We start from the raw sequence: 20,294 nt of genomic DNA, 5'->3' as shown, positions 1-20,294 counted from the left end.
TGATCTCTATGGCTGAAATAGCAATCCTTTAACATATTCCCGCTAAACGATCTATGCATCTTAGCATCAAACCCTAAACAACCAACAGGAGGCCTATATGAAAAAGATTTTTACCCTTGCATTACTGGTCATTACTTATTCGGCTTTTGCCCTTCCCAATGATGGAAAGATGAGTATTACCAACCTCAGTAATCAACGCATCGTTGTAGAGGTGGATGGTAAAAAGTTTACCGACCGTATCAACAACAACGATAACATCGTGCTGGTTCCTTCGCTGCCAATCGGCTATCACCAGGTGAGGGTATATTCCATACCGATGGACCGTAACAATAATACTGCCATGGGTATCAGGAAGCAAACCCTGATCTTCCAGAAGAATGTAAACATCAGGGCGCAATACCATGTAGATATTGTGATCAACCGTTTTGGTAAAGTGTTGTTCGATGAGCTGTCGATGAATGATCGTAACTATGTTGATATCGATAACGACAATTGGTACAACAATCCTTACGATGATCGCAATAATCCACGTGACCCACGTGATCCACGTAATAACCCACGTGACCCTAATCCCCGTGATAATGATTATGGTTACAACAACCGTCCTATGAGTCCGCAGTCGTTTGCTGCTTTCAGGGATGCGGTTGTTAAAGAGCGGTTCGACAATTCAAGGGTTACCATTGCCAAGCAGGTGATCGACCAGAATTTGTTTACTACCGATCAGGTAAAGCAACTGTTGCAGGTCTTTACTACCGATAGCTACAAGCTCGATCTGGCTAAGTATGCTTACAAGAATACCTTGAATAAACAGGATTATTTTATGTTGTATGAAGTGTTCACCTTCAGCAGCAGCAAAGAAGACCTGGCTAATTATATACGTCAGTATAAATAAGAAACTGTTTCTGCGTGTTTAAAAGTGATGGATTAAAAACTAACGGCCCTGGCTTGCACCGGGGCTTTTGGTTTTTATAAGGTATATAAAGCAAAGAGGCGACACTTTTGAAGGTGTCGCCTCTTTGTCTATAAATTAGAACAATTACTTCTTGATGATAGATGCGATAGTAGCACCGATATCAGCAGGGCTTTTCACCACTGTGATGCCGCATTCTGTCATGATAGCCATTTTAGCTTCGGCAGTATCTTCTGCACCGCCAATGATGGCACCAGCGTGACCCATACGACGGCCGGGAGGAGCGGTTTGTCCGGCAATGAAACCAACTACAGGCTTCTTTACCTTTTGCTCTTTATACCAGCGTGCAGCTTCTGCTTCCATACCACCACCGATCTCACCGATCATTACGATGGCGGCAGTTTCGGGGTCGTTCATGAACAATTCGAGGGCTTCTCTGGTAGTAGTACCAATGATGGGGTCGCCACCGATACCTACGGCTGTAGAAACACCCAGACCGGCTTTGGCTACCTGGTCGGAAGCTTCGTAAGTGAGGGTTCCTGATTTGGAAACGATGCCGATATTGCCTTTCTTGAATACAAAGCCTGGCATGATACCCACTTTGCATTCGCCGGCAGTGATTACGCCAGGGCAGTTGGGGCCGATGAGCCTTGTCTTGGTACCTTGCAGGAACAATTTGGCTTTCACCATGTCCTGTACAGGAATACCTTCTGTGATACAAACTACGAGGCCAATACCTGCTTCAGCAGCTTCCATGATAGCGTCGGCTGCAAAGGGAGGTGGAACAAAGATGATAGATACGTCGGCGCCGGTGGCTTTCACGGCTTCTGCTACCGTATTGAAAACCGGACGGTCGAGGTGGGTTGTGCCGCCTTTGTTGGGCGTAACGCCACCAACCACATTAGTACCATATTCGATCATTTGACTCGCATGGAAAGTGCCTTCCGTACCGGTAAAGCCTTGCACCAGTATCTTTGATTGCTTGTTAACTAATATGCTCATAGCTGTGATTTATAAATTCAAGAGGGGCAAAAGTAATGCATAAAGTGCATAATTGCAGTAGTAAAATCTGAAGGAAGAAATAGGATGTGGGAGGTAAGAAATAAGTAATCGGATATACGGGTAACTCAGTGGCTATGAATCAGATGCAGGCAGATTAGAAACCGTTAAAAATATAATCCTTTAAATTAATTTAATACGCAAGCCATGGCCGCTATTTATAGTCCTATCGACACTTTTTTGCAGGTGATCAAGGGCAAGTACAAAGCGAAGATATTGATCTACCTGTCTGACAAGAACCGTCGCTACAGCGAGATCAAACGTAAGTTCCCGCTCATGAGCGAACGTATCCTCATCAAACAGCTAAAAGAACTGGAGCTGCAGGGCATCATTGCCAAAGCGGTCACTGGCCATAAACCACCCCTGAAAGTGCAGTATTCGATCACGACGTATGGCAGCACTGTTTGTCCCATTATCAAGCAAATGTGGTTCTGGGGTGAAGCGCATGAAAGACAGTCCCGGTAAACCATCACCATTTGTTCGTTATTGGAGGCCATTATAGCCACCGGTAATTTTGCATTAAAATGATGACGTTATGCTTACAGCAGTAGACCAACAGTTGCAGATAGTGCCTTATGAATCCGCTCATCGTGATGCGTTCCGCCAGTTGAACCAGGCATGGATCACCCGGTACTTCCGGTTGGAAGAAGCCGACAACCGTGCGCTCGATGATCCCGAAGGTTATATACTGGCCAAAGGTGGATTTATTTTCATGGCCTTGTGGGAAGGAGAAGCAGTAGGCGCCTGTGCGTTGATAAAAGTAGATCAGGAGGTATTTGAACTGGCTAAGATGGCTGTAGATGATAAAGTACAGGGCAAGGGAATTGGCTATGCGCTTGGCAAAGCCTGTATCGACAAAGCAAAATTGCTGGGCATTAAGAAAGTTGAATTACTCTCCAACACCATATTGCAACCGGCTATTAATCTCTATCGCAAACTTGGTTTTGTGGAAGTGCCTTTACCGGCCACAGAGTATGAGCGGGCGAATATCAAGATGGAGTTGGAACTTACTTAATCAATTCGTCCATATTCCGGTCGTTGTCGATCTTACCGGTTTGCTCCAGCATACGCATGTCTTTGGCGTCTTTTAAGAACTCGGAAGCAAAGATGAACTCGTTCAGCAGTTCATTTTTGCTGAAGATGATCTCCTTGTTGTTGCCTTCCCATTCTTTGAGGCCCTGATGCATGTAGATGATGTGGTCACCGATCTCCATTACGCTGTTCATGTCATGCGTATTGATGATGGTCGTAATGTTGTACTCGGTAGTGATCTCTTTGATCAGTTTGTCGATAATGAGGGAGGTCTGGGGATCGAGGCCCGAGTTGGGCTCGTCGCAGAAAAGATATTTGGGATTGAGCACGATGGCGCGGGCAATACCTACCCGTTTTTTCATACCACCGCTCAACTCGGCAGGGAACTTTTTATTGACGTCTTTCAGCTTCACGCGTTCCAGCACTTCATTCACGCGCTTCAGTTTGGTAGCATAGTTGTCTTTGGTAAACATGTCGAGGGGGAACATGATGTTGCGTTCCACCGTCAAACTATCAAACAACGCTGAGCCCTGAAACAGCATGCCGATCTGTTTGCGCACTTCTTTCCGTTGCTCATCGTCCATGGTGAGGAAGTTCGCCTTGTCGTAAATGATCTCTCCTTCATCGGGTTCAAAAAGGCCTACGAGGCATTTCATGAACACGGTCTTTCCACTGCCGCTGGCGCCGATGATCAGGTTGCATTTGCCTGCTTCCATTTTCACGCTGACGCCTTTCAGCACCTGCTTTTCGCCAAAGCCCTTCTTTATGTCTTTTACTTCAATCATAAAACCCTTAGCTTAACAACAGTTGAGACAATAAATAATCAGCAAACAATATGGCGATACAACTTACTACTACCGATTTTGTGCTGGCCCGGCCTATTTCCAAAGCGCCGCCATTTACATGGTAACCATAATAGGCAGGGATGCTGGAAATGATAAAAGCAAAAGTATAGGCCTTTATCAAGGCAAAGAATACGTTGTACGGCACAAAAGCATTCAACAAGCCGGTATCAAACTCCTGCGGAGAAAGAATGCCGGATAAGGTGCCTGCCAAACGGCCACCCCAAATACCCAATCCGCCTGCAATAATGATCAGCATGGGGATAGTGATCAACGCTGCCGCGATCTTGGGAAGTATGAGGTAAGTTTTAGTATTGATGCCCATGATCTCCAGTGCGTCGATTTGTTCGCTTACCCGCATATTGCCCAGCTCACTGGCAATTTTACTGCCGATCACACCCGCCAGTACGATACATACGAGCGTGGGGGCAAACTCCAGGATGATCGTGTCGCGCACGATCTGTGCAATGGTGCTTTTTGGGATGATAGGACTTACCAACTGGTAAGCCGTTTGCAGCGTAGATACTGCTCCTATGAAGAAAGAGATCAGGGCAACGATGCCCAGTGAGCCAATTCCAATTTCACCGCATTGGTGCATGAACTCCTTCCAATACATCTTGCCGTTCTCTGGCTTGGAGAACATGCCTTTAATCATCAACAGGTATCGGCCAAATTCGGTAAATAGTGTCATAAAATCTTGTACAATAATACGCCAACTAACTGAGTATTGACCAATTTGAACCTTATATCTGCCTGGAACCCACGGAATGGGGTAAGACCTGACAGAGCTTGTTCTTGCGTCGGGAACGAAATCTCGTGCACGGGACAAGCTCTGTCAGACCTTTGTTATTAAGCGTTCTTAGTTTCCTTTTTTCCCTTCTTCCACCAGTGTGTTCTTACAGCCTCGGCTTCATTGCTCTTGCATTTCAACTGAGCATCGATCACCGTGATCAGTGCCATGTTGTAAATGCTTCTTACCGAACTACCGAGTTGCAGGATGTGCACGGGTTTCTTCAGGCCAAGCAGGATAGGGCCAATAGCATCAGCTCCACCTACTTCTTTCAATAAATTATATGCCACGTTACCGGCGGCCAGGTTGGGGAATATCAGGGTATTCACTTCCTGGTCTACCAGTTCACTGAAAGGATAGCTTTCTTTCAGCAGTTCCTGGTTGAAGGCCGTGCTGGCCTGCATTTCACCATCCACGATGAGCGTGGGGTCTTTCTGCTTCACGATCTCACGCGCCTGAGATACCAGCTTAGCTTCGGGCGAATCGCTGCTGCCGAAGTTGGAATAGCTCAACATCGCAATACGGGGAGTGAGGTTGAAGTTGCGCACTTCCTGCGCAGCCAACATCGTAATATCAGCCAGTTCTTCAGCGGTAGGGTTGAAGTTGACAGTCGTATCGGCCATGAAAATGGGGCCACGCTTGGTGAGCAGCAGGTACATACCGGCAATCTTCTTTACACCCGGCTCTGTACCGATCACCTGCAGCGCAGGGCGGATGGTTTCCGGATAGTTGCGGGTAAGACCGGAGATCATGCCATCGGCATCACCAGTGTCCACCATCATAGTACCGAAATAGTTACGGTCCTTCATGATCTTGGTAGCTTCGTAGCGGTTGAAACCACGGCGCTTTCTTTTCTCAAAGAAGGCATCGCCATAGATCTTGCGGCGGTCTTCGTAATCATCACTTCGCGGATCGATGATAGGCATATCGTCGATATCGATCTTATTGGTTTGTGCTATTTCGCGGATCTTCTTTTCATCACCCAGCAGGATGGGGTAGCAGATGCCTTCTTCGAAAGCGATCTGTGCAGCCTTTAATATCTTCTGGTTGTCGGCCTCTGCAAATACCACACGCTTTGGATCGCGGCGGGCCCTGTTGCCCAGGATACGCATCACCTGGTTGTCCTGACCCAGGCGTTTTTCCAGTTCCACTACGTAGGCTTCCCAGTTGTCGATCTGAATCTGCGCCACACCACTTTCCATCGCAGCTTTAGCTACAGCAGGTGCTACGGTGCTCAACAGGCGTGGGTCAACAGGCTTGGGAATGATATATTCAGGGCCAAAAGCCAGGTTGTTCTGGTTATAGGCCAGGTTCACAATATCAGGTACGGGTGTGCGTGCCAGTTCGGCCAGGGCTTTTACAGCTGCCAGCTTCATGGCTTCATTGATCTGCGTGGCACGCACGTCGAGCGCGCCGCGGAAAATGAAAGGGAAACCCAGTACGTTGTTCACCTGGTTGGGATAGTCACTGCGGCCGGTAGCCATGATGATATCCTTACGGGCGGCAGTAGCTACTTCGTACATGATCTCGGGATCGGGGTTGGCCATGGCAAACACGATAGGGTTCTTGGCCATCGACTTCACCATTTCAGGAGAAAGTACATTGCCCTTGCTGAGTCCGATGAATACGTCTGCATCTACCAACGCTTCAGCAAGCGTGAGGTTTTTGCCGGTAGACAGGAACTCTCTTTTCATGTCATCCAGGTCGGTACGGCTTTCGTGAATGAGCCCCTTGCTATCGAACATGCGGATGTTCTCTGTTTTAGCACCCAGCGCGATGTACAATTTGGTACAAGCCATCGCAGAAGCGCCGGCGCCGTTCACTACAAACTTTGCCTTCTCGATCTTCTTCTTCTGGATCTCTACGGCGTTCAGCAAGGCAGCAGCGCTGATGATAGCGGTACCATGCTGGTCGTCGTGCATCACGGGTATCTTCATCTGCTCCTTCAGCTTCTGTTCGATGTAGAAGCATTCAGGCGCTTTAATGTCTTCGAGGTTGATGCCGCCGAACGTAGGTTCCAGCGCTTTTACGATCTGTACAAACTTCTCGGGGTCCTTCTCGTTGATCTCGATATCGAATACATCGATGTCGGCGAATATTTTGAACAATACACCTTTTCCTTCCATCACGGGCTTACCGGCTTCGGGACCGATATCACCCAGGCCCAATACAGCCGTACCATTGCTGATAACGCCTACGAGGTTTCCTTTGGCGGTGTATTTATAAACAGTTTCAGGATTGGCTTCGATTTCCCGGCAGGGTTCTGCTACACCGGGCGAGTAAGCGAGGGAAAGGTCTCTTTGGGTTTTGGTCTCTTTAGTGGGGATTACTTCTATTTTGCCAGGTCTGCCTTTAGCGTGGTACTCCAGCGCCTGTTCTTTGATGAATTCTTTTTTCATACTATTTGTTTAATCAACTGGCTGGGAAGGTGGTTTGGATATTTGGTTGAGTTCTTTCCCGCCATGAAACAGGCGTGCAATTTAAGGGAATTATGCTATCCGGGTGCTAATCTGCCAGTTAGGTAAAAACAAGGGTAATATTGGTAAGGGGGCGTTCATGATTTTCGGTAAGATGTAAGCTGCTAAATTCTCTCATCTTAGGGTCATCCTAGGGTCATCTTAGGGTTTTTGTTGGGTTATGGTAGGCTTTTAACCCTAAGATGACCAAACAAAAACCCTAAGAAAAACTTACGATCAATAGACTCACAGAGGTAGCAACAACCCTGAATCCTGGTTAGCAACAAAAGCCACCAAGTCCCAACCATCCCACTGCGCCACGCGGCGATAAATAAACCTGTAATCGTATAAGAGGTTGATTATTAATAAGTATTACTTGTTCAAATAAAAACTGTAAAGAAAAAACACAAAATGCTTGGAGGCGATTAGCTGTATTGGTATGTTTGTGTACTATTAAAGTAGTACACTAAAACACCGAACATGGTAGACATTCAACAATTGCACTTCGGCTACCGTAAGAAAAGAGTCTTTACGGGATTGAGCCTGCAGTTACAACCCGGCCATATCTACGGGCTGCTGGGCAAGAACGGAACGGGCAAGTCCACCCTGCTGCGCAACATTGCCGGCCTGCTGTTTCCCGACCAGGGCAGTATCAACGTAATGGGGTTTACGCCCGGCAAACGACAGCCAGCCTTCCTGCAGGAAGTATTTATGGTGCCGGAAGAATTTTACCTGCCCAATATTCCTTTGCAGCAACTGGTGAACAGCTTGTCGCCCTTTTACCCCCGTTTCAACCAACAACAGTTCGATAAGTATATACAGGAGTTCGAGATCCCTGTAGACAACAAGCTGGAAAGCATGAGTTATGGCCAGAAGAAAAAAGTGCTGATCAGCTTTGGCCTTGCCTGCAACACTTCTTTGTTGTTGATGGATGAGCCAACCAATGGTTTGGACATCATGAGTAAAAGCCAGTTTCGCAAGGTGATGGCCGGGGCTATCGATGAAAACAAATGTGTGATCATCAGTACGCACCAGGTAAAAGATCTGGAGAACCTGATCGATCGTATTACTATTATAGATGAAGGTGCTATCCTCTTCGATCAAACAATTGAAGCTATTGCCCGTAAGCTGTCTTTCCGTATCTCATTTGATCATGAGGAGGTAAAGCATGCTTTGTACAGTGAATCTTCTCTGCGCGGCAGTGCGATCATCACTAAAAATACCGATGGCGAAGAAAGCAGGATCGACCTGGAGCTGTTGTACAAAGCCATCGTCACTAACCGTCAACCCATTCAATCCGCCTTTAATTCTTAAATAACTATCATGAACCAGGTTTTTGATTTTTCCCGTTGGGGATTGCTGGTGCGGAAGCACTGGAGTGATAACCGGAATAAATACACGCTTTCGCTGGGAGCCATTGGCGCCCTGTTATTAATGTGGTATGGCTTTCTGCTGCTGGTGGATGGTCGTGGTGCAATGAACAAGGAAGGACAGATTATTACTTTTTATGTAGGCCTTTTCCTTACCGGCGCTTTATTTGCCAGCATGCTCTTTGGTGATCTGGCCAATAAACCCAAGGCCATCAATTTTTTATCTGTACCTGCATCGCAATTGGAGAAAGTACTGTGCATGGCGCTGTATTGCATACTGATCTTTTTTGTTTGTTATACCGTTATCTTTTATGCCGTTGATTTTATCATGGTGAAAGTGGCGAATGCGGTTAATCTATCCCGGTGGAAAGAACATAATGCGGAAGCATTGTTTGTGCCGGAAACAGTAGCCAATGTTTTTACTACCATGAAATCAAGTGATAATGGCAATCCGTTTAATGCACTTACTACGGTATTGCTGCTCTTCTTTGCTATACAAGGTGCTTATGCATTAGGATCAATTTACTTCCCGGCTTATAGTTTTATCAAAACAACCATTGCGTTGTTATTGATCATCCTGTTCTTCATTTTCCTGCTCGCCAAAGTGCTTGCCCCGATCCTGCCGGAAGGTGGCTTTGCTTCGAGCCTTACTATATTCAATCTGCGTGGACCCGGCAACGAATGGGGAGTGCGGGTCATTCAATTGCCTTCCTGGACTGATGATGTATTTTTTGGGTACTTCAAGTATGTATTGACGCCGGTGTTTTGGGTGATTACTTATTTCAGGCTGAAGGAAAAAGAGGTTTAACCTACGTAAACAAATTATTATGCAATTCAGAGAATCGCAAGCTATATACTTACAGATCGCAGATTATGTCTGTGAAAAGATATTGCTGCAGGAATGGAAGCCGGAGGAAAGGGTGCCCTCTGTACGGGAACTGGCCGTGCAACTGGAAGTAAATCCCAATACCGTGATGCGCACGTTCGAGTTTCTGCAACAACAAGAGATCATTTACAACCAGCGGGGCATTGGCTACTTTGTATCACCCGGTGCCGTGCAGCAGGCTATCAAATACCGTAAGGTTGAATTTACGGAAAAAGACCTGCCACAGGTTTTTCGCAACATGTACCTGCTGGGCATGACGCCGGACGACCTGAAGCCCTGGTATGAAAAGTATAAACAACAACATTTCACAAACCCTGCATAACTCAGTAACATGAGAACGAGTAATAAAATTTTAATAGGCCTGTTGCTTACCACTACCCTGGTATTTACCAGTCTTTTTGCTGCCGTAAGGATCAAATATTCCAACGGTGGTATCGTGACCCGCAAAGAAGGTATCAATAATACCTGGAGCGATGTGCCGCAGATAAAGGAGCCTTTCACATCGGTAAGGATCGAGGGAATGGGTAATGTGATGATCATTCCGTCCGACTCTGTACGATTGGAAATATGGAAAGATGGGCCCGGTGCAGAATGGAAAGTAAAAGATGGTGTATTGCATATAGGCCCCAATCCTACGCTAAAAGGGGAGGGGCAGTCAGCGCCTAAGTCCTGGACGCATGTCGAGCTTTTCCTTCCCAAGATGGACAGCATTGCTATTATTTACAGTGAAGTTACCATCAGGAATATTGTCGATTCCGGCAAGTTGCAACCTTCCTTCAATTTGTACCTGAATTTTGCAGAGCTGACAGTTGACAATGGCCGTATTGAACAGCGACCTACTTTTTATGATAAACTGAAAGTGGATGCAAGGAATAATGCTGGCTTGCGGATCAGTAGAGATGTTCACGTGAACGAGCTGGATGCCCGCTTCATTGGAGCCAGGTTCGAAGAAGATAATACGGAATTTGGCAAACTGAGTATACAAACAGATAGTACTTCTGAGATATCTATAAAAGGTAAAAACCTCCGCAAAGCAACGATCACTTCAACAGAATAAAATGAGTAACTATATTATCGAGACCCGTCGACTGGACTTTTTGTTCCGGTCCGGACAACCCATCCTACATCAGTTGAGCCTGCAGATACCAGCCGGCAGTATCTATGGCTTTCTTGGCCCGAATGGCGCTGGTAAAACAACCACGCTCCGGCTGATCCTCGGCCTGCTGAAAAAGCAGGAAGGTTCCATCACCCTGTTTGGCAAAGAGCTCGCAGGCCATCGCCTGGATATTCTTGGCCGCCTGGGTTCACTTATCGAACAACCTTCTTTGTATCTGCACCTGAGCGGGCGTGAGAATCTGGAGATCTTCCGTCTCTCGTATCAATGTCCAAAGAAGCGGGTCGATGAAGTATTGGAGATCGTACGGCTGAAAGATGCCGCCAGTAAAAAAGTGAAAGCTTATTCACTGGGTATGAAGCAACGCCTGTCGATCGCCATCGCGCTGCTGCACGATCCGGAACTGCTGATACTGGACGAGCCTACCAATGGTCTCGACCCAAGCGGTATCATCGAAACACGTGAGTTGATCAAATCTCTGAACCGCGAGCATGGCAAGACCATCATGGTGTCGAGTCACATGCTGGCCGAAGTGGAGAAGATGGCAACGCACGTTGGTATCATCAATAAAGGTAAGCTGGTGTTTCAGGGAGCGTTGCAGGAACTGCAGCAACTGAAATCAAAACAGTCAGCCATCGAGATTGAAGTAAGCGATACTGCCAAAGCACAACGGGTATTGAATGGTCATTTCCCGGTGAAGGAAGTGAATGGCTCGCGCCTGCTGGTGAATTTTGAAAGCAAAGAAAAAACAGCACTGCTCAACAGAACGCTGATCCAGCAGGATGTGGAAGTATACCAGATGGCGCTTACACAGAACGACCTTGAAAATTTATTCATCGAAATAACCTCCGAATAGTTATGGCCACTTTTATTATCAATACAAAAGCCGAATTGTGGAAATGCCGTAAAACGGCCGCTTATTGGATCACATTGATAGCAGGGATATTTATTCCCTTCGTGATGTGGTTGATGATGACCCTCGATGCCAAAGAATTTGTGCGGGATTTTGGGAATGACGCATGGCAAACGTTGATGAGGGCCTGCTGGCAACCTACGGCAGCATTCTTAATGCCCATGTATGTAATATTGGTGACCAGCCTTGTGGTACAGATTGAATACCGCAACAATACCTGGAAGCAGGTGTATGCTTCTCCCCGCAGTTATGCCGATATTTTCTTTTCTAAATACCTGGTCATTCACGGGTTGATACTGACAGCCCTGCTGCTATTTAACCTGTCTATACTGGTGGCAGGGTATGGTGCGAATGCAATACATGGCACGTATAAATTTTTCGACACGGCTATTCCCTGGACAGATATGCTGACCGTGACTGGTAAAATGTACACTGCTATCCTGGCCATGACTGCCATTCAATACTGGATCAGCCTGCGCTTTAAGAATTTTATAGCGCCCATAGGTATCGGGCTGGCCCTGCTGATCACCGGCATCATTATCCTTCAATGGAGACATATTATTTATTATCCCTACGCTTATTCAGCACTCACTTATTTTAAGAACCTGAATAAAGGAAATGCCGGACTTGTTCACCTGAACTATTCCTGGATATGGTTTGTCGGAGTAACCCTGCTGGCATTCTGGGATACAGTGAAGCGTAAGGAAAGAGGATAAAACAAATTTATAAAACAGTAAAGTGTTAGTTATGAGATTCCTGGTACCAGTCGCCGTGTTGTTGGCCACTATGCTGCTGATCTCCCGTCAACCGAAAGGAGCCGTTGCTGAAGAAGTGATTGTGCATCCCATTTTTTCCATCGAAATGGTGGAAGCTCCCGCCCCCACTAATACGGAGGCCGATACGGAGTATGATGATGTAGTAGAGTCGTCGGGCTTGCTGAACAGATTGGAATTACTGGATTTTTAACCCGCTAATAATCGACATGTTTAAACGTAGCACCTATATACTGGCCGCTTTATTGTCACCTGCCTTGCTGTTGGCACAGGAAGGAGCCTATTCGATCAAAGGCAATATAACCGGACTTGATGCGCCAGCCATAGCTTACCTGGCTTATAAGAAAGATGGCGGACAGCGGGCTGATTCATCGCTGATAGTTAAAGGTGCATTTGAATTGAAAGGCCTGACTGACCAGCCTTTTTCTGCCACGTTGGTGATCGATCGTAAAGGTGTGGGCATTCAAAAGCTGGATCGCAGAGATGGAGTAGATATGGTGAAGTTGTTTGTAGACAAAGGCCAGATTGTGATCACGGGTAAGGATTCCGTGGCCACGGCTTCCATGAGCGGATCAGTACTGAATAAGGATTACCAAATGCTCCAGACCTTAATGAAACCAGTAGACGATCGTCATTTGGATTTTTCTATACGGTTACGCGCTATGACACGCGAGCAGGCAAAAGCACCTGGCTTTAGTGATAGCCTCAACCGTGTGCAGGATACTTTGCGGATGCAACGCCAGCAGATCGCTATGGATTTTATTCGCCGGCATCCGGATAGCTATATCAGTCTGTTTGCACTTGAAAGCTATATACCCGGCGCCTTCCCTGATCCTGCTACACTGGAACCCTTGTTCAATACTTTATCTCCGGCTGTCCGGGAAACAACTGGCGGACAGGCATTCCTGCGCATGCTGAATAATATTCGTCTGGTAAAAGTAGGCGCTGCTGCACCAGACTTTGCAGAGAAAGACGTGAAAGGACAGCCTGTGTCACTGTCGCAATTCAAGGGTAAGTATGTATTGATCGATTTCTGGGCTTCCTGGTGTGGCCCCTGCCGGCAGGACAATCCCAACCTGGTGAAACTCTATGACCGCTTCAAGGATAAAAATTTTGTAATACTGGGCGTGTCGCTGGACAAGCCCGAGGGGAAAGCGGCCTGGTTAAAGGCTATTAAAGACGACCAGCTGACGTGGCCGCAGGTAAGCGATCTGAAAGGTTGGGAGAGTGGCGTGCCGAAACTGTATGGTGTGAGGGCCATTCCTCAAAACTTCATCATCGACCCGCAGGGTAAGATCATTGCGGCGCAGCTGCACGGTGAGGAACTGCAGCGTTTTGTAGAGCAATTACTGGCTGCTAAATAGTGGCACACAAACGGTGCAGCAGGTGTTTTTGCACGATAGGCCGGGCAGGTGGTTCACTGATTTTTTTGACCTGTTAAAAACCTTGTCTGTCAGCCATTGGGCCGGGTTGGTGTAAATGATGCCGGATTTTTTTTAAATAGCTGTAACCTGCAGCCTGAACGGGTTGTCCAAGTGCCGGTTAATGGCGCAGGTCCCTGATAAAAAAACATATTAACCAAAAAAGTATAGCCATGAAAAAGATGTTCTTGTCTTTCCTTGTCCTGCTGCTCGCCGGATCGGCCGCCATTGCCCAATGTGATAAACACGTCGTGTACCATTCCGATAAGCAGGAGAGGATCAGCGCCGAAGGTGATGTTATGGACACAAAAACAGATGTGTTGTCTATCGAATTTACCAAGGAGACCATTACCGTGAATGTCAGCGACAAACCGGAAGCCCTGAAAGCTACTATTAAGGGAACTACCTGCGAGTGGAAAGAGATCTACAAAGAAGGTAAAGCTGTGTACAAAGTGTTGTTCCAAAAACCTGATACTGGTGAAACGAATGAAGGCTCCATGACGGTGGAAGCCAAAGATGGGAAACTGTACCTGTTGGTGGAGATGGAACGCCTTGAGGGCAAGAAAATAAAAGTACTGATCAATAAATACGAAGAGAAGTAATAGAACATCCTCAACCAGTATCCTGCAAAGACTCATTCACTTTTGACCACTTATTATTCATCCTTAATTCAGTCAACATGAAAAAAGAGATTGTGGATTATATCGGTTGCCTGTTGTTTGGCAATGGTGCCGGCAACCATGAAGGACAATTACAGCTGCACAGTGAAAGACAGTTCCGGGTGGGGCCTGATGGCCGGCTGGATAATACTGCCTCTGTGCTTACCAATATCCTGGTTGATAAGGAAGCTATTTACCTGCATTATCAGTTGCCTGATGGACGCGAGGTGCGTTTTGCCAATGCCGTGAAGCAGGTGGATTGCACAATGAACAGTGATTATACCATCCGTAGCATTGTGTATGAGACGGAGCCGGTAAAGTGGGAGCAGACTGGTCAGGGCAGGCCACGCCTTTTGTTTACCCTCCAATGTGAAGAGGATGGTGTAAAGTTTTATGAGGATAATGAAGGTGTTGCCGGAACGGGCAACAAAGTGTTGTTCGAAATATGTTAGACTAATAATTTCTTTTTTTCTATACGCAGTAATCTTTGTGATACGGGGCGGGTTTCTACCTGCCCCTTTTCTATTTTAATCCCCTTCGTTTCCTACGCTTCTTAACCCAAGTCAACGTTTCCCGCCTGGTCGCTGGTCTAAGTTTGCATTGTAAATCAATCTTAAATAGTTAAAAATTTTCACAATGGAATTTACCATGCAAAACAAAGCACCGAACCTGCTTCCATCAAAATCACTGGTGATGGCGAAAGCCAACCGGGACGTGATCTTCAACACGGCCAACTTCCTGGAGATCTATAGTCGGTTAACCAATCTACAGGCAACTGCTCAACGGCAGTGGGGTAAAATGACCGTGATTCAAATGTTAAATCATTTAAAAATTGCCACAGGGTCTGGGCTTAAGGTGTACACGCTCAAAGATGAAAGCTCATTCCTGTCACGAGGTATTATCAGGTTTATTGCACTGCGTGTACTTAATCAGCTCCCCAAAAATGTAAAAGGACCCAAAGGGTTTGAGTTTGAAATGAATGAGGCAATCGATTTCAATGCCGAGAAAGAACAGGCATTGATCATGCTGAAGAAAGCGCATTTGTCTGCGCAGGCTTCTTACGCTCACCCAATGTTCGGTACTATGCCGAGGGCGCTATGGGGCAGATTGATCTACCGCCATTTCGATCACCACCTGCGCCAGTTTGGTGCATAAGTCTACATCATTCATCTAATCATTTACAAGAACATACTTAAAAACATTTTTTATGAAAGCGTTAATCGATCAACAAAAGCAATATTTCAATAGTAATGCTACGAAACCGTTCTCCTTCAGGATAGAGCAGTTAAAGAAACTGAAGGCTGTTATCAAAAGTTATGAGCAGGAGTTAACGGAGGCTGTTTATAAAGATTTCCAGAAAGGGAAGTTCAATACATTCCTGACCGAGTTCGCAGGTGTATATGTAGAGCTCGATAAATCCATTAAGCATATGCGCAAATGGGGTAAGGTAAAACGGGTGGGCACCAATATGCTCAATTTCCCTGCACGCAGCTACATCGTGCCCGAGCCATTGGGTGTTTGTCTTGTTATCGGGCCCTGGAATTTTCCCGTCAATCTGACTTTAGCGCCTGCGATCGCAGCTATTGCTGCCGGCAACACGGTCGTGATCAAGCCCAGCGAACTGACGGTTCATACCAGTACTGTTTTATCAAAGATGATCAGGGAAAACTTCGACCCGTCTTTTATAGCTGTAGTAGAAGGAGGCATTGAGGAGACAACGCAATTATTGGAGCAGCCATTCGATAAGATCTTTTTTACAGGCAGTGTACCTGTTGGGAAAATTGTTTACCAGGCAGCTGCCAAGAATCTGACGCCAGTGACACTGGAACTGGGCGGTAAAAGTCCACTGATTGTTGCGCCCGATGCCAATTTAAAGGTCAGTGTCAAGAGGCTGGTATGGGGAAAATTTATCAACGCAGGGCAAGTGTGTATTACCCCTGATTATGTGCTGGTGCACAAGAGCATTGAAAAGGAGTTTCTGGCAACGCTTAAGAAAGAGATCGAGTTGGCGCAGTTCTCTCTTACCAATCAAAACTATGCACAGATCATCAGTGAAAAGCATTTTGATCGGCTGGTTAGCCTGATTGAACCGGGAAAGGTGTTTACCGGTGGATCGTATGACCGGTCAAAGCGTTTTATAGAACCCACTGTACTTACCAATGTTTCGGTTGATGACAAAATAATGCAGGAGGAGATCTTTGGGCCTGTTCTGCCGGTATTGGCCTACGACGATCTTGACAAGGCTATAGTATTTATCAAATCGAAGCCTAAACCGCTGGCCCTGTACCTGTTTTCTGAAAGCAGCGCGTTGCGTAAAAAAGTACTGCGTGAAGTATCATTCGGCGGAGGTTCGAGCAATGAAGTATTGATGCATTTCTCAAACGATCATTTACCCTTTGGTGGCGTTGGCCACAGTGGCATTGGCAATTACCACGGAGAAGCGGGTTTCAAAACGTTCTCTCACTTCAAGAGCTTCATTCAAAAGCCTACGCTGTTTGAGTTTCCGTTTAAATACTTCCCTTACAAGGGTTGGAAGTCAACCATGATCAAAAGGGTGATGGGTATATAGTCAATTAGTAGGACTGCAGCTTTTCCATGACTGCCTGCTTATATAATCTTCCAATGGGTATTTCCGTTTTTCCTAATTGTACGGCGAAACCATTGTAGCCTGATATCTTACCCAATGATACCATAAAAGACCGGTGGGTACGCACAAACTTGTGTTCCGATAGTAAGTTCTCCATGGCACTGATGGATTGTTTTGCCAGCAAATGCTGACCATTTACAAAAAAGACTTTTACATAGTCTTTCCAGCTTTCGATATACAGGATATCATTGATAATGACCTTTTTCATGTCGCGGTCAACCTTCAGGTAAACGAACGGGACAGTAGTGGCAACTTCGCTGGTATTTGTTATGGATGTTTCCTGTCCCATCAGCCGGTTCAGTCTGGTAATGGCTTTGAAGAAGCGTTCGAACGAGACAGGTTTCACCAGGTAGTCCACCGCGTCCAGTTCGAAACCGTCGACTGCATATTCTCTGTAGGCGGTAACAAATATGACTTTGGGCGGATGCGACAAGTTTTTTAAAAACTCGGTGCCAATGATGCGGGGCATCTTTATATCAAGGAATATTACATCTACGGCTTTATGTTTCAGCACATCGAGGGCTTCGATAGCATTCCCGCACTGCCCCGCAATTTCCAGTCCATTGATAGAAGTGATATAACTGGTCAGCACTTTCAGGGCTGGCGGTTCATCATCTATCAGCAGACAGCGTAGTTTCATGCGGAGATGGTTTGTGGGGTCACCGGGAAAACGGGTACGGTATTATAATCGGTTATATCGCCTGTTAATTTGACCAGCATCGAGATCACGAAGAAGTTTCCCTCGTCGTTGATCTTTAGTTCGTATTTGCCGGCATAAATAAATTCCAGGCGCTTCTTGACATTGTTGATGCCGATGCCATTGTTGTTATAAGGTACATATTCGTTCTTGCTGTTGGCGATCTTACATCGAAGAGTATTGTACTTTACGGAAATATCCACGCCCAGCCAGGGTTTTTCTATTTGCTCGGAGGTGCCATGTTTAAAAGCGTTCTCCAGGAAGGGCAGCATGATCAGGGGCGCAATAAACTTGTCTTTTATATCACCTTCCACGCTCCAGGATATTTCGATCTTATTGCCATAGCGCTCTTTTTCCAGGTCGATATAGTTTTTCATGATCTCTATTTCTTTTTCCAGCCGTACTTCTTCTGCTTTGCAGTCGTAGAGCATGTAACTGAGCAATGAAGACAATTTTAAGATAAGGCCCGGGGTTTTGGGCGAGCCCTCCATTGAAAAGGAGTAAATGTTGTTGAGTGTATTGAACAGGAAATGCGGATGTACCTGTGCTTTCAACAACTGCAGTTCGGCTGTTATTTTTTCCTCTTGTGCACGTATCCAGTCACGCTGTTTAATAGACCATAGCTTGAAAAACTTTATGATCATGGGGCTTGCTGCCGAAGTGGTCATGCACAGGTAGCAGAAGGCTAATGGCCCTCTCGGAATGATGTTCTTCAATCCCATTGCTTCCTGTGCAGGTATCAATACATAGCTCCTGTAAGCCACATCCATATAAAGGCCCAGCGCGCCCCAGCTGAGGATAGCAAGTAAGAACTGGACTACTTTGCCTTTCAACAGCAGGTATGGGATGGCTATATATACCATTGGATAACTGAAAAATATAAAAAGCGGAACCCACATGGTCATATTCAATAGATAGCGGGCATAGGAACCTGGTGCGCCCATGATCACCCAAAATGCAGCCCATATTGTAATATGAAACGACCAATACAGTATATGCCTCCACACACGATAGCGGGAGGAAAAAATAAACTCATTGTAGAGGAAGGCATTCATGGATCTCAACTACTACAAATTAAGCAATCGGCCTGACTATTATCCCGCAGGCAGCGGAAAATAGACTAAAGGCAGGGTTTTCCGATAAACGGCAGCTTCCTCCCTCCGGGAGCTATTGATCTGTGGTGCCTGTCTTATTTCTGAAAACAAATGCATTGAGCGATCGCCTGGAAAAAGAGTTACGGCTATCGCTATTTTGGTGCTGCGTTACCGGTTAACCAGGAATCATCCGCCCTTTGTTACTGCTGTTATCGATCCCTTACTTATTGTATAACGCTTAAACAACTACAACTATGAGTAATAGAATAGGGCGTGTATTGCTGCTTATTACCGTGCTTTATCTGGCCGGTGTAGCCTGCAAGAAAAAAAATGAGAATGATATACCGCAAGCTAAAACCTATCCAGCTGATGTGGTGGTGAAATGGCAGGGCGTGCAAACCTCTATGCTGAACAGGCCATCCGGCAATCCTTTCGGGTTTAATCCTGCCCGGTATATGGCTTATTGCGGTATCGCTTTGTATGAATCAGTATTGCCGGGTATGCCTGCCAACCGGTCGTTGTATGGACAGCTTACTGACATGCCTGCGATGCCGGCTGCAGACCCCGGGCTTCCTTATCACTGGCCCACCTGTGCTCATTCGGCGCTGGCTGTTTTGACGCGTAAGTTTTTTAGTGCAGTTCCAGCTGCTTATAATGAACTGGCTGTTACCAGTCTCGAAAATGAATTGAATACAAAACTCCAGGCAGAAGCGGGCAATGATGTTTTCCAGCGTTCTGCTGCGTTTGGAACAGAAGTGGCCAACAGGATCTTTGCGTGGGCGCAGACTGACAATGCCAACTGGCCAACAACAGCTTATCAATTACCTGCTTATTATCCTGGCATGTGGCAGCCCGAAACCGGTGCTCCTGTAAATCCTTATGGTGGGTACAACAGGTTGCTGGTTGCCGGTAGTTTGGATAATGTAGCCTCTCCTCCACTTACTTACAGCACCAATCCTGCTTCTCCTTATTATGCACAAATGAATGAAGTGTACACGGTGTCGAAGAATCTTACGCATGAGCAAAAGCTGATCGCAAAGTATTATAATGATTCGAATCCTGGTTATCCCGCAGGGGCACATTATATTTCCGTGTTGAAGCAGTTGATGGAACAGTTAAAGCCGGCATTGGATAAAGCGGCGCTTACGTATGCAAAAACCGGCATTACTTTGTGTGATGCTGTTACCGGGTCCTTTAAAGTAAAGTATACACATTTGGCTGAAAGGCCTTTCCAGTTTATCCGTGCTACCATTGCGCCCGGGGCTAACCCGGTATGGCAGCCTTTTCTGGCAACACCCGGTTTCCCTGACTTTCCTTCCAATCATGCAGTGTTCAGCAATAGTGTGGCCTACGCACTCACCAGTATTTATGGCAACCAGACTGCCCTTACTAATGCTACCTATGAAGGTGTTATGGCTGATATTGGCAAGGGTCCTGAAAATTTAGGTTCACGCCGCTATGCTTCTTTTGATGCCATGGCGGAAGAGATCTCTATTTCAAGATTATATGGAGGCATTCATTATCGCTATTCCTGCGAAGAAGGCGCAAAGCAAGGCAGGAAGACAGCGCAAAATATTGATACTAAGCTAAAGTTCCTCAAGTAAGGATACCGTATTGTTGGACAGCCTGTA

General features: G+C 46.3%; 22 protein-coding genes. 16 read left to right on the top strand and 6 right to left on the bottom strand.

Annotated elements, in window-relative coordinates:
- The first annotated feature begins 97 nt into the window (after positions 1–97).
- Entirely contained in the window at positions 98–892 is a 795-nt protein-coding gene (locus AC5JBY_RS27645; protein ID WP_495907915.1) for a proline and serine-rich protein 1 family protein, read from the top strand.
- Positions 893–1,036: 144 nt separating this feature from the next.
- On the opposite strand, the gene sucD is transcribed toward AC5JBY_RS27645, so the two are convergent.
- On the bottom strand, positions 1,037–1,912 hold the full coding sequence (gene sucD / locus AC5JBY_RS27640; RefSeq protein ID WP_495907914.1) for a succinate--CoA ligase subunit alpha: 876 nt from the start codon (positions 1,910–1,912) through the stop codon (positions 1,037–1,039).
- 204 nt (positions 1,913–2,116) lie between these two features.
- Between sucD and AC5JBY_RS27635 the strand changes: the two genes are divergently transcribed.
- On the top strand, positions 2,117–2,434 hold the full coding sequence (locus tag AC5JBY_RS27635; protein WP_495907913.1) for a winged helix-turn-helix transcriptional regulator: 318 nt from the start codon (positions 2,117–2,119) through the stop codon (positions 2,432–2,434).
- A 70-nt stretch (positions 2,435–2,504) separates the two neighbouring features.
- Positions 2,505–2,984: a GNAT family N-acetyltransferase gene (locus tag AC5JBY_RS27630; RefSeq protein WP_495907912.1), complete on the top strand. Its 480-nt coding sequence runs from the start codon at positions 2,505–2,507 to the stop codon at positions 2,982–2,984.
- On the opposite strand, the gene AC5JBY_RS27625 is transcribed toward AC5JBY_RS27630, so the two are convergent.
- The 3 genes from AC5JBY_RS27625 to AC5JBY_RS27615 all read right to left on the bottom strand — a co-directional run bounded on the left by AC5JBY_RS27625 (position 2,977) and on the right by AC5JBY_RS27615 (position 7,032).
- The gene (locus tag AC5JBY_RS27625; protein WP_495907911.1) at positions 2,977–3,786 is read right to left on the bottom strand and encodes an ABC transporter ATP-binding protein; all 810 of its coding nucleotides are present in this window, start codon (positions 3,784–3,786) and stop codon (positions 2,977–2,979) included. The genes AC5JBY_RS27630 and AC5JBY_RS27625 overlap by 8 nt on opposite strands.
- Before the next feature lie 7 nt (positions 3,787–3,793).
- Positions 3,794–4,534: an MlaE family ABC transporter permease gene (locus AC5JBY_RS27620; RefSeq protein WP_495907910.1), complete on the bottom strand. Its 741-nt coding sequence runs from the start codon at positions 4,532–4,534 to the stop codon at positions 3,794–3,796.
- A gap of 158 nt (positions 4,535–4,692) precedes the next feature.
- Positions 4,693–7,032 carry an NADP-dependent malic enzyme gene (locus AC5JBY_RS27615; protein WP_495907909.1) on the bottom strand — a complete coding sequence of 780 codons (2,340 nt, stop codon included), beginning with the start codon at positions 7,030–7,032 and terminating at the stop codon, positions 4,693–4,695.
- 537 nt (positions 7,033–7,569) lie between these two features.
- On the opposite strand from AC5JBY_RS27615, the gene AC5JBY_RS27610 reads away from it, so the two are divergent.
- The 12 genes from AC5JBY_RS27610 (at position 7,570) to AC5JBY_RS27555 (ending at position 16,794) form a co-directional block, all read left to right on the top strand.
- A complete protein-coding gene (locus AC5JBY_RS27610; protein WP_495907908.1) occupies positions 7,570–8,403 on the top strand; it encodes an ABC transporter ATP-binding protein in 834 nt (277 codons plus the stop codon).
- Between the two features lie 9 nt (positions 8,404–8,412).
- A complete protein-coding gene (locus AC5JBY_RS27605; protein ID WP_495907907.1) occupies positions 8,413–9,267 on the top strand; it encodes a hypothetical protein in 855 nt (284 codons plus the stop codon).
- A gap of 19 nt (positions 9,268–9,286) precedes the next feature.
- The gene (locus tag AC5JBY_RS27600; RefSeq protein WP_495907906.1) at positions 9,287–9,667 is read left to right on the top strand and encodes a GntR family transcriptional regulator; all 381 of its coding nucleotides are present in this window, start codon (positions 9,287–9,289) and stop codon (positions 9,665–9,667) included.
- Between the two features lie 9 nt (positions 9,668–9,676).
- Positions 9,677–10,402, top strand: coding sequence for a hypothetical protein (locus AC5JBY_RS27595; RefSeq protein ID WP_495907905.1), 726 nt, complete (start codon positions 9,677–9,679; stop codon positions 10,400–10,402).
- Position 10,403: 1 nt separating this feature from the next.
- Entirely contained in the window at positions 10,404–11,315 is a 912-nt protein-coding gene (locus AC5JBY_RS27590) for an ABC transporter ATP-binding protein (protein ID WP_495907904.1), read from the top strand.
- Between the two features lie 2 nt (positions 11,316–11,317).
- Positions 11,318–12,088: an ABC transporter permease gene (locus AC5JBY_RS27585; protein WP_495907903.1), complete on the top strand. Its 771-nt coding sequence runs from the start codon at positions 11,318–11,320 to the stop codon at positions 12,086–12,088.
- A gap of 31 nt (positions 12,089–12,119) precedes the next feature.
- Positions 12,120–12,338, top strand: coding sequence for a hypothetical protein (locus AC5JBY_RS27580; RefSeq protein ID WP_495907902.1), 219 nt, complete (start codon positions 12,120–12,122; stop codon positions 12,336–12,338).
- A 16-nt stretch (positions 12,339–12,354) separates the two neighbouring features.
- On the top strand, positions 12,355–13,509 hold the full coding sequence (locus AC5JBY_RS27575; protein WP_495907901.1) for a redoxin domain-containing protein: 1,155 nt from the start codon (positions 12,355–12,357) through the stop codon (positions 13,507–13,509).
- A gap of 230 nt (positions 13,510–13,739) precedes the next feature.
- Positions 13,740–14,168, top strand: a complete 429-nt coding sequence (locus AC5JBY_RS27570; protein ID WP_495907900.1) for a hypothetical protein — start codon at positions 13,740–13,742, stop codon at positions 14,166–14,168.
- A gap of 77 nt (positions 14,169–14,245) precedes the next feature.
- Positions 14,246–14,677: a hypothetical protein gene (locus tag AC5JBY_RS27565; protein WP_495907899.1), complete on the top strand. Its 432-nt coding sequence runs from the start codon at positions 14,246–14,248 to the stop codon at positions 14,675–14,677.
- Positions 14,678–14,861: 184 nt separating this feature from the next.
- Positions 14,862–15,380 carry a DUF1569 domain-containing protein gene (locus tag AC5JBY_RS27560; RefSeq protein ID WP_495907898.1) on the top strand — a complete coding sequence of 173 codons (519 nt, stop codon included), beginning with the start codon at positions 14,862–14,864 and terminating at the stop codon, positions 15,378–15,380.
- A gap of 52 nt (positions 15,381–15,432) precedes the next feature.
- Entirely contained in the window at positions 15,433–16,794 is a 1,362-nt protein-coding gene (locus tag AC5JBY_RS27555) for an aldehyde dehydrogenase (protein WP_495907897.1), read from the top strand.
- A gap of 4 nt (positions 16,795–16,798) precedes the next feature.
- Here the strand turns inward: AC5JBY_RS27555 and AC5JBY_RS27550 are convergent, their stop codons facing one another.
- Both AC5JBY_RS27550 and AC5JBY_RS27545 read right to left on the bottom strand, forming a co-directional pair.
- Positions 16,799–17,512: a LytR/AlgR family response regulator transcription factor gene (locus AC5JBY_RS27550; RefSeq protein WP_495907896.1), complete on the bottom strand. Its 714-nt coding sequence runs from the start codon at positions 17,510–17,512 to the stop codon at positions 16,799–16,801.
- On the bottom strand, positions 17,509–18,624 hold the full coding sequence (locus AC5JBY_RS27545; RefSeq protein ID WP_495907972.1) for a sensor histidine kinase: 1,116 nt from the start codon (positions 18,622–18,624) through the stop codon (positions 17,509–17,511). Before AC5JBY_RS27545 ends, AC5JBY_RS27550 begins: the two co-directional genes overlap by 4 nt.
- Positions 18,625–18,917: 293 nt before the next feature.
- On the opposite strand from AC5JBY_RS27545, the gene AC5JBY_RS27540 reads away from it, so the two are divergent.
- Complete coding sequence (locus AC5JBY_RS27540) at positions 18,918–20,267, top strand: vanadium-dependent haloperoxidase (RefSeq protein WP_495907895.1); 1,350 nt, start codon at positions 18,918–18,920, stop codon at positions 20,265–20,267.
- Positions 20,268–20,294 lie beyond the last annotated feature (27 nt).

This window comes from Paraflavitalea sp., from assembly GCF_059502485.1.
The sequence above is the reverse complement of the archived record's forward strand: the minus strand, read 5'-3'. Positions and strand labels throughout refer to the sequence as shown.

Bases quoted from the DNA above. Each gene is read 5' to 3' on its own strand.
- AC5JBY_RS27645 (WP_495907915.1), top strand. From the start codon at position 98: ATGAAAAAGATTTTTACCCTTGCATTACTGGTCATTACTTATTCGGCT.
- sucD (WP_495907914.1), bottom strand. From the start codon at position 1,912: ATGAGCATATTAGTTAACAAGCAATCAAAGATACTGGTGCAAGGCTTT.
- AC5JBY_RS27635 (WP_495907913.1), top strand. From the start codon at position 2,117: ATGGCCGCTATTTATAGTCCTATCGACACTTTTTTGCAGGTGATCAAG.
- AC5JBY_RS27630 (WP_495907912.1), top strand. From the start codon at position 2,505: ATGCTTACAGCAGTAGACCAACAGTTGCAGATAGTGCCTTATGAATCC.
- AC5JBY_RS27625 (WP_495907911.1), bottom strand. From the start codon at position 3,786: ATGATTGAAGTAAAAGACATAAAGAAGGGCTTTGGCGAAAAGCAGGTG.
- AC5JBY_RS27620 (WP_495907910.1), bottom strand. From the start codon at position 4,534: ATGACACTATTTACCGAATTTGGCCGATACCTGTTGATGATTAAAGGC.
- AC5JBY_RS27615 (WP_495907909.1), bottom strand. From the start codon at position 7,032: ATGAAAAAAGAATTCATCAAAGAACAGGCGCTGGAGTACCACGCTAAA.
- AC5JBY_RS27610 (WP_495907908.1), top strand. From the start codon at position 7,570: ATGGTAGACATTCAACAATTGCACTTCGGCTACCGTAAGAAAAGAGTC.
- AC5JBY_RS27605 (WP_495907907.1), top strand. From the start codon at position 8,413: ATGAACCAGGTTTTTGATTTTTCCCGTTGGGGATTGCTGGTGCGGAAG.
- AC5JBY_RS27600 (WP_495907906.1), top strand. From the start codon at position 9,287: ATGCAATTCAGAGAATCGCAAGCTATATACTTACAGATCGCAGATTAT.
- AC5JBY_RS27595 (WP_495907905.1), top strand. From the start codon at position 9,677: ATGAGAACGAGTAATAAAATTTTAATAGGCCTGTTGCTTACCACTACC.
- AC5JBY_RS27590 (WP_495907904.1), top strand. From the start codon at position 10,404: ATGAGTAACTATATTATCGAGACCCGTCGACTGGACTTTTTGTTCCGG.
- AC5JBY_RS27585 (WP_495907903.1), top strand. From the start codon at position 11,318: ATGGCCACTTTTATTATCAATACAAAAGCCGAATTGTGGAAATGCCGT.
- AC5JBY_RS27580 (WP_495907902.1), top strand. From the start codon at position 12,120: ATGAGATTCCTGGTACCAGTCGCCGTGTTGTTGGCCACTATGCTGCTG.
- AC5JBY_RS27575 (WP_495907901.1), top strand. From the start codon at position 12,355: ATGTTTAAACGTAGCACCTATATACTGGCCGCTTTATTGTCACCTGCC.
- AC5JBY_RS27570 (WP_495907900.1), top strand. From the start codon at position 13,740: ATGAAAAAGATGTTCTTGTCTTTCCTTGTCCTGCTGCTCGCCGGATCG.
- AC5JBY_RS27565 (WP_495907899.1), top strand. From the start codon at position 14,246: ATGAAAAAAGAGATTGTGGATTATATCGGTTGCCTGTTGTTTGGCAAT.
- AC5JBY_RS27560 (WP_495907898.1), top strand. From the start codon at position 14,862: ATGGAATTTACCATGCAAAACAAAGCACCGAACCTGCTTCCATCAAAA.
- AC5JBY_RS27555 (WP_495907897.1), top strand. From the start codon at position 15,433: ATGAAAGCGTTAATCGATCAACAAAAGCAATATTTCAATAGTAATGCT.
- AC5JBY_RS27550 (WP_495907896.1), bottom strand. From the start codon at position 17,512: ATGAAACTACGCTGTCTGCTGATAGATGATGAACCGCCAGCCCTGAAA.
- AC5JBY_RS27545 (WP_495907972.1), bottom strand. From the start codon at position 18,624: ATGAATGCCTTCCTCTACAATGAGTTTATTTTTTCCTCCCGCTATCGT.
- AC5JBY_RS27540 (WP_495907895.1), top strand. From the start codon at position 18,918: ATGAGTAATAGAATAGGGCGTGTATTGCTGCTTATTACCGTGCTTTAT.